This window comes from Chitinophaga sp. (assembly GCF_036569125.1).
GTDB lineage: Bacteria > Bacteroidota > Bacteroidia > Chitinophagales > Chitinophagaceae > Chitinophaga.
This window is the reverse complement of record NZ_DATCRF010000764.1, coordinates 1-7,949: the sequence shown is the minus strand read 5'-3', so window position 1 is coordinate 7,949 and position 7,949 is coordinate 1. Positions and strand designations below refer to the sequence as shown.

Genomic DNA, 7,949 nt, shown 5'->3' with positions numbered 1-7,949 from the left:
TCTGGTACCACAACGTAATGAAATTATTGCACGACTGGTACCTGGTGCAATGCGCCGCCGTTGATCCCCGTGCGCGCAAACGTGAGTTCGATGACGAGCTCATGGGGCAATTGATCCGCTTTGTATCCAGCCACGAAGTAGGGCATACGCTGGGCCTGCGTCATAATTTTGGCGCATCCTCCACCGTGCCGGTAGATAGCCTGCGCAATAAACGCTGGGTGGAAAAGTATGGCCATACGCCTTCCATTATGGACTGTGCCCGCTTTAACTATGTGGCGCAGCCGGAAGATAATATCAGCGAAGCAGGCCTGTTCCCCCGTATTAATGACTATGATAAATGGGCCATTGCATGGGGCTACCGCTGGCATCCGGAATATAAAACGCCGTGGGAAGAGCAGCTGGCATTTACTAAAATGGTTACCGACAGCCTGAAAAAGAACCACCGTTTATTTTTTGGCAGTGAGATGGAACCTGCAGATCCCCGCAGCCAGAACGAGGACCTGGGCGATAATGCCATGAAAGCCGGCATGTACGGTATTAAGAACCTGAAACGTATACTGCCGCAGCTGGCTGCGTGGAGCACTGCGCCGCAGGAAGAATCTGATGCTGCAAAAGGTATGTTAGGCGTAGTATGGAGCCAGTATGTGACCTACACCGGGCACGTAATAAAATACATTGGCGGTGTATACCATACCCCCAAAGTAGGCGCGGAGCCCGGCCCTGTTGAGGAAATTGTGCCTAAGGTCAAACAGCTGGAGGCGATGGAATTTCTGAAGAAGGAATTTTTTACCACACCTGTGTGGCTAAACGAAAAAAGCCTGATTGAAAGATGCCAGGTGAATTTTACGCAGGAATTATCTGAGCTGCAGATCTCCGGTATCAACACCCTGGTAAGCCGTAACCGTTTAAGCCGCCTGCTGACCGCAGAAATTGAGGAAGGTAAAAAAGCTTATGGCGTGCAGGAGTTTTTTACGGATATGGATAAGGCTATTTATACGGAATTATACCAGGGTAAGAATGTGGATGTGTACCGCCGCAATTTGCAAAATACCTACCTGAACCGTTTACTGGAGCAGGCCTTTTTTCCGGATGATCAGTACACGGTTACGATGGGCTCATTTCACCCGACATTCTCTGACCTGCAGGGTATATTCAGGGATGAGCTGCAAAAGCAGCAGGCACTGATCAAAAAGAATATGCTGAACCCGGGGCTGGATAATATGACCCGGATCCACCTGCGGGAGATGAATGATAAGATCACGCGCAAGTTTGCGATCAAATAATGAACATTCCTATCCTATATAAAAACTGTCCTGTAACTATTCCCGGAGTTATGATTGATAGAAGAGAGAATTGACTGACTTTAGATTTTGATTGACACGAGGAACCCCTGCCGGTTTTTACCGGCGGGGGTTTTTTATACTACTTCGTAGTGCCGCGCATGTTGGTCGTAGCTGATCATCATTTCCTGCACAACAGCAGGTACAACTGCAGTCTCAACATCTTCACCTGAAAACTGATGGATAACGTCCATGGAGGCCCACAGCGTTATAACCAGGAATTCCGTGCCATCCGGCACCTGCCTGTGTAAGATAGATGCTGATATAAATCCGTCGATATGCTTTAATCCGGGGATCGTTTGTTGTTGCAAATGGTCAATATAGTCACTTGCTTTGTCTTGCCGGCAGATGCCCGACCAGTGGCGTGCGATCATTGGTGATGTTTTATTTTGAATTTAAAGTTCCATAAATTTTTTGTAGGTTTATCCATAACCTATACTGTATTAAAAAGAAGATAGCTTATGAAAAAAACACCGTTGACCCGTTCCCTCACAAAGAAATTTTATTATCTGCCGCTGATATTGCTCTTTATTGCAAGCCTGGGATCCGGATGTAAAAAATCATCACAACCTGATCCCTGCGATGGCGTGCTTAATGAAGGAATGCCTACCCAGGTGGGGCTGATATTTCTGGATGGCCAGACAGGGGAGAATATTCTTTTGACAAAAAGTATTGATACTGCTGCCATAACAATTATCCCGGAACCAATAGATCTGAAACGGGGGGTGATCGTAAAACAGCCAGGTGCGCCCATGTATGGAGCGCTGGCGTTTGCTATAGCGGATACGAAAGAAGGGGTATTCAAATATAAAATAGATATTGCCAATGGGGCCAGCGCTACGCTATCTTATACCAACAAGGAAGTAAAAACCACCGATAAATGTAGATCCTATTATATAAGTGTAACGGATCCAAAAATCGAGGACCACCCGTTTACAGTTTCACGAACAGGCTCCCGGATCATATTCAAAATAACACTTTAAAGGGGAGTGGGATGCGTATCCTCCGTATGTGTAGGTTTAGGCAAATAATCCCCATGTGAAATAAACGTACCTTCTTTTTGCAGCCAGCTGAAAAGCGCAGCCAGCTTATTTTCCAGCTGTGGGCCGCATACCCGTTTTACATACCAGGGCAGCTCATAGCTATGCAGGTTTTCCAGCTCCCAGGGGTGAAAGTAAAAGGAGCAATGATCTCCTTTCCGTAAAATGCGCCGTATGCAGGCTTTGCTGAACCATAAAGGCAGGTTCTTAACACTTAACCAGAAAACAGGCAGGCGTAGTACCGGTGTTACGGATGCCGGCATTATCCATAGATTGGCTTCGCGGAACACCTGCCGCGGGCGGTGTAAATTGTTATACCGGCCGGGTAGCCAGGTGGGGTTTAAAGAGGCGTCATAAATATACCCTGCTTTGTGTAATGCGGCGAGGCTTACCGGCTGCAGGCGCGGCATACGGAAGCCTTTTACCGGCTTACCGCAAATAGCTTCCAGGGTTAGCCGTGAATATAGCAGGTCGGCTTCTTCAAACCGGTCATGATAAAATGCATGCGATGCGATCTCATGTTTTTCAGCGATCTGCTGCAGCAGCGCCGGATGTTGCTGCGCCCAGTAAGCGGTAACGAAAAAAGTGGCGCGTATGTTCAGGGTATTGAACAGCTCCAGTGTTTTTAGCAGGCCGTTGCGGGATACCGCCAGCTTTTGTTCCATCTCCACGGCCTGGCCATATTCCTCCGGAATATCAAATTCCTCTACATCTACACTGATCAGGATCTTTTTCTGCATGTTAATCTATCAACAGGATGGTTACAAAATTAAAGCATTCCTTGAACAGGGTCTTTAGTTTGAAATCGGAGAAGCGGATGTCTTTCCGGCAACGGATGGAGATCTTGTCAATAGCCAGCTGCCGGTTCTTACCGCTGCGGCGCACAAACTCGCTATCGTATAAAAATCCGTTGATGCGGGTGGAGAGGAATTCCCTTCGCCCGTTACCGTTAAAGGCTTTCAGGCCTGCCTGTGCATCTGATACCGGTAAGCGCAGCACATACCGGTTCAGCAGGCGGTTAATACGGGTAATGAACCTGCGCTGAATGGGCAGCAGGTTGGTATACTGCCTGCCCCGCACACCTGCCACTACATCGCTCCCACGCAGCAGCTGGTGGTATGCCCGGCAAATGGCTTCCACACCAAAGGGCATATCATAGTCGCTGCAAACCTGGTAAGGATTTTCAGCCATAGCCACCCCCAGCCGCAGGGCATATCCTTTGCCCCGGTTCACCGGGTGATTGATGATGCGGATATCCGGAATAGCATCTTTCAGCTCCTGGATCTGCGTGGTGGTGAAGTTCCTTACAGAACCGTCATTCACCAGTATAAGCTGTATGAAGGTATCCGGCAGCAGATGCTGCAGTAAATGAAAGTCTTCGATCAGCTGATACGTCCATGCGCCGGGCGGGTTACAGCATGGAAGAATAAGATCGAACCGGTTGTGAGCCTCGTTATGCGGTTCACCGGGCGCCTGATTAAGTACAGTTATAGGTTCAGACATTGCTATGTGCATTTCACAGAATTTTACATGACGATTGCTGGTAAAAAGAGAAGAGATTTACAGCACCCGGAATACCGGGTGTTAAAAAATAGGAGCGATGCGCCTGGGAGTATTGTTCAATAGCAGCAGGGATGATGGCACTACTTCGCCATCTGGGGCGGCTGGTTTCCAATGGAGCCAGCCGCCTGGTGATGTAATACATATTGTTAGGTTAAATGGTACTCTTCTTATGTACTAGACGCCAAATTTAAATCTTACCCCCATGCGCCTAGCTTAAAATGCGATTAAAATAGTCTTGTCAGCGATCTAAGGCCAAACTACTCTTTCTTATTTATGCTTATGCAGCAGGTAACCTACGCTAATACCCAGGTAATGATTCTTCTGAGTTTCACTTTCATACGGGCTGGTATTGGTTAAACCCAGGCTGTAATTTACGCTGAGCAGCAGGCCCATTTTAAGCTCATAACCGGCAATGAAATTGGCGCCGGCATCAAAAGGTTTTACATAAGTTATACCTGCAGCATAGTCCTCTTTGTTTTCAAATTTTACCTCACTTTCCCTGCTGGCATAATGCTCATATTCAGTTTTTATTTTACCGCCAACGCCATAAGCCAGGTAAGGGCCAAAACCGGCAAATATTTTACCGGGGCCCAGCGCACGTTTATACAGGAAATTAACCGGCAGCTCCAGGTAATTAAGGTGGGCGGTAGACACTACTTTCTCTATTTCATCGGCCGGGCCGGTACTTATTTGATGCAGCTTGGCACCTTTGGCGCTATAAAACAGGCCGGGTTGCAGTGAAAAGTTTTTTGCCAGGGAAATGTCGGCAATAACACCTGCATGGAATGCGGGAAGTGTTTTGGTGTTAGCCTCGTAAGGAGTATTGTCCGTAATGATGTTCTTGGCGCTCATACCAGCCATACTATAACCGGCTTTCACACCAAAAGAAACCTGTGCATAGGAAAACAATCCGCAGGAGAGGGCTGCGGTCAATAACAAAAGATGTTTTTTCATGATGGGCATAGATGGTTATTAATGTATATTTTAGGTAAGGTGATGTTGTAACTTTGTTAACGAGGTATAAGGTATCCTTCACCGTTTTTTACTTACGCTTATGCAGCAGGTATCCTACACTGATGCCCAGGTAATGGTTCTTTTCAGTTTCACCCTCGTATGGGCTGGTATTGGTTAAGCCCAGGCTGTAATTTACGCTGAACACTAATCCCATTTTAAACTCATAACCGGCAATAAAATTGGCGCCGGCGTCAAAAGGTTTTACATAAGCTACATTCGCAGAATCCCCCCGTTGATTTTTAAATTTTACATCCAAGTCACTATCTACAAAGGAGTCAGCGTCGTAGTCAGTTTTTATTTTGCCGCTAATGCCATACGCCAGGTAGGGGCCAGCACCGGCAAATATTTTACCAGGGCCCAGCTCATGTTTGTACAGGAAGTTAACTGGCAGCTCCAGGTAACTGAGGTGTATGGTAGACTTTACTTTCACGGGTCCATCGGCTATGCCGGGAATGATTGCGTCCATCTTTGCTCCTTTGGCGCTGTAAAACAGGCCGGGTTGCAGAGAAAAATTTTCCGACAGGGCAATGTCTGCAATAACACCTGCATGGAACGCGGGAACAGTTTTTGTGTTAGGCTTGATAAATTCATTGTCGTATTTGTGGCTCATACCAGCCATACTAAAACCGGCTTTTACGCCAAAAGAAACCTGGGCATAGGAGAACAAACCGCAGGAGAGGGCGGTGGTCAATAACAAAAGATGTTTTTTCATTTAAATAGGTATAATTAATGGTCAAATAATGAATGGATAAAGACTAATGATGCTTTGCCCCTTTTTTGATGCTAACACTGCTACGTAAAAAAGTTAAACAACCATGAAACGCAGCAAAGGATCAGAATGTTACAGTCCTGTGCTAACGTTTAGCGGCGTACGTTTCCCCGGGAGATCTCATACTACTCATATAAATATCGGGGTTTCCGTACCCTGTTCTACCCATTTTATACCCATTCATCCCAAAGCCTTACCTGGCAGTATTACAACGATACTATCCCCTTACAATTACTGATTTAAGTATGCGGCGCAAAGATAATTAAAAGAAAAATAGTATTAACTTTATCCCGCATATTTTAATTATGAACCATGTCATTGAGGCCGTGTGAACTGTACCCGGAAACATTATGTACCGCTATTGTAGCATTTCCCGAACACCATATTGATCACCTAAACTCCGCACGTCACTATCCATTAACATAACAACAATCTTTATCCATTCAAAAAACCACTCTTGCATGATGAGAAACCTACCAAAAATGCAGCAATTTTTGCGTGCCCGCCTATTGAAAGTATGCCTGGGCATTACCCTGTTCCTGGGCGGCTTTGCCGGCAATGGCTATAGCCAGCTGCCCGCAGGATTTATTCAGAAAAAGCTTACCGGCGATAACATTAATGAGGCCACTGCAATGGTGCATGCACCGGATGGCCGCATTTTTATTGCAGAACGTTCCGGTAGTGTAAAAGTGTTCCAGAACGGTAACGTATCAACGGTGCATACCGTTAGCACCACCACCGGCTCGGAACAGGGCCTGCTGGGTATTACCCTGCACCCGCAGTTTGCAACGAACGGCAGGTTTTACATTTTTTACACCAACCCGGCTATGACGGTGCATTACCTGGATGCAGTAGTGATAAACACTGCGAACGTGGTAACTTCCACTACCCGTATTATGGAGTTTGATCCCATCATCAACGGCTTCCATAACGGCGGCGCCATCCTGTTTAAAGATGGTTTGCTGTATGTGGCCATTGGTGAAAGCAACTCTCCCGCAGAAGCTACCAAGCTGGATACCTATCGCGGTAAAATACTGCGGTTAACGGAAGATGGGCAGCCTGCACCGGGCAACCCGTATTACAATGAGGCCGGCGCCTCCCGCCAGAAGCGGAGCATTTGGGCCATTGGGATGCGCAACCCCTGGAAAATGGCGCTGGATCCGCTTTCAGGTAAAATATTCGTAGTAAATGTAGGCGGTGATTATGAGGAGATCAATGATGTTACCGCACCGGATGCCAGCAAAAATTATAACTATGGCTGGGACCAGAACGGCCGCTCCGGCCCGCAGCAGGCGGCTAATACCATATTACCGGTATTTGCCTACCCGCACGATAACTGGGGATGCGCCATTACCTCCGGCGTATTCTTTAACCCGCCGGCCACCAATTACCCCACGCAGTACCGCAACCGTTTTTATTTTTCTGACTGGTGCTCCCAGTGGTTCCGCAGCGTAGATGCGGTGAACCCCGGTACAGGCGCTGCGCAGGAATTTTCGCCCAGCGGTTTTGGCTCCATCTTAGGAACCAGTGTAGGCATTGACGGTAATATCTACTACATTAAATATAATACCACCGGCAGCTTATGGCGTATTGAGTTTGACAGCAACCAGAAACCGGAAGTGGTGAACAACCCTGCCAGCCAAACAGTGGTAGCCGGCGATCCGGTTAGCTTTTCAGTAAGCGTATCCGGCGCTACGCCCATCACTTACCAGTGGCAGAAGAATGGGGTTAACATCAGCGGCGCTACCGCCAACACCTATACGATTGCGCAAACCACAGCAGCAGATGCAGGCAGCTACCGCTGCCTGGTGGCCAATACCCTGGGTGCAGATACCAGCACGGCCGCGGTGCTTACCGTGCAGCCGTTTAATGCCCGCCCGGTACCGCACATCTTAACGCCTACATCCAGCCTTACCTGGAGCGTGTTGGACCAGGTAAGCTTTTCCGGCAGCGCTACAGACCAGGAAGATGGCACCTTACCCGCATCTGCCTACAAATGGGAGGTACGTTTTTATCATAAGGACAATCCTACCAGCGAGCACTATCATCCCGGCCCGGTAATACCGGCAGGTATTACATCCGGTACTTTTGTAGCAGATAATGGCGGGGAAACATCGCCCAACATCTGGTTCCGTATACTCTTAACCGTTACCGATTCGCAGGGCCGTACCGGCGTGGATTCTGTGGATATTCAGCCCAATAAGGTAAACCTCACTATCACAT

Annotated in this window: 8 protein-coding genes; 3 read left to right on the top strand and 5 right to left on the bottom strand. The window is 47.7% G+C overall.

Features of this window, described 5'->3' with window-relative positions; genetic code table 11:
- The coding region (locus VIM87_RS28260; protein ID WP_332000227.1) for a zinc-dependent metalloprotease at window positions 1–1,283 on the top strand (1,283 nt) is incomplete at its 5' end.
- Window positions 1,284–1,417: 134 nt separating this feature from the next.
- Here VIM87_RS28260 and VIM87_RS28255 read toward each other — a convergent pair.
- The gene (locus tag VIM87_RS28255; RefSeq protein WP_332000226.1) at window positions 1,418–1,714 is read right to left on the bottom strand and encodes an antibiotic biosynthesis monooxygenase; all 297 of its coding nucleotides are present in this window, start codon (window positions 1,712–1,714) and stop codon (window positions 1,418–1,420) included.
- Between the two features lie 87 nt (window positions 1,715–1,801).
- Here VIM87_RS28255 and VIM87_RS28250 point away from each other — a divergent pair, with 87 nt between their 5' ends.
- Window positions 1,802–2,323 (top strand): hypothetical protein, encoded by a 522-nt coding sequence (locus VIM87_RS28250; RefSeq protein ID WP_332000225.1) that lies wholly within the window; start codon window positions 1,802–1,804, stop codon window positions 2,321–2,323.
- Here VIM87_RS28250 and VIM87_RS28245 read toward each other — a convergent pair.
- The 4 genes from VIM87_RS28245 to VIM87_RS28230 all read right to left on the bottom strand — a co-directional run bounded on the left by VIM87_RS28245 (window position 2,320) and on the right by VIM87_RS28230 (window position 5,669).
- Entirely contained in the window at window positions 2,320–3,120 is an 801-nt protein-coding gene (locus VIM87_RS28245; protein WP_332000224.1) for a polysaccharide deacetylase family protein, read from the bottom strand. The genes VIM87_RS28250 and VIM87_RS28245 overlap by 4 nt on opposite strands.
- A gap of 1 nt (window position 3,121) precedes the next feature.
- Window positions 3,122–3,883, bottom strand: a complete 762-nt coding sequence (locus VIM87_RS28240; protein ID WP_332000223.1) for a glycosyltransferase — start codon at window positions 3,881–3,883, stop codon at window positions 3,122–3,124.
- 327 nt (window positions 3,884–4,210) lie between these two features.
- Window positions 4,211–4,897: a porin family protein gene (locus tag VIM87_RS28235; protein WP_332000222.1), complete on the bottom strand. Its 687-nt coding sequence runs from the start codon at window positions 4,895–4,897 to the stop codon at window positions 4,211–4,213.
- Between the two features lie 88 nt (window positions 4,898–4,985).
- The gene (locus VIM87_RS28230; protein WP_332000221.1) at window positions 4,986–5,669 is read right to left on the bottom strand and encodes a porin family protein; all 684 of its coding nucleotides are present in this window, start codon (window positions 5,667–5,669) and stop codon (window positions 4,986–4,988) included.
- 539 nt (window positions 5,670–6,208) lie between these two features.
- Between VIM87_RS28230 and VIM87_RS28225 the strand changes: the two genes are divergently transcribed.
- A partial coding sequence (locus tag VIM87_RS28225) for a PQQ-dependent sugar dehydrogenase (RefSeq protein WP_332000220.1) occupies window positions 6,209–7,949 on the top strand: 1,741 nt, incomplete at its 3' end.